Below are 414 nucleotides of genomic sequence, written 5' to 3' on the forward strand. Positions count from 1 at the left end.
GCGCAGGACGGTGAGTGCCTGCTCGACCAGGGTGTGGGACGCCTCGCCGGTGAGGGTGGCGACGAAGCCGACGCCGCAGGCGTCGTGCTCGTCGCGGGGGTCGTACAGGCCCTGCGGGGCAGGGCGAGCATCCATGAAGGACCAGTTCTGGCCATGCGCGGGATGCTGGGACGGCTGGCGCGTCATACGCATCGGCTCTTCCCGTCGTCGTCATGTGGCATGTGTGAAGTGCCGAGGGACGACGCTGGCCCTCTGCGTGACTGCAAAATTTCGTGCAGATTACACGATGACGCGGTTCCCGGTAAGTGGGATTTTCCGTTCCACCATGTGAACACCATGCAGGTCGCTTCGGGGATTCCGCGCCTGACGGGAGAAGCTGGGGGGGGGACCGTGGCGGGCAGGTCGGTGTCCGCC

Annotated in this window: 1 protein-coding gene; it reads right to left on the reverse strand. The window is 66.4% G+C overall.

What is annotated here, in order from left to right; all coding sequences use genetic code 11:
* On the reverse strand, nt 1–186 hold a 186-nt coding region (locus AOK18_RS33995), incomplete at its 3' end, for a hypothetical protein (RefSeq protein WP_240503077.1).
* Between the last annotated feature and the right edge of the window lie 228 nt (nt 187–414).

It is taken from the genome of Streptomyces prasinopilosus, from assembly GCF_001419695.1.
GTDB lineage: Bacteria > Actinomycetota > Actinomycetes > Streptomycetales > Streptomycetaceae > Streptomyces > Streptomyces prasinopilosus.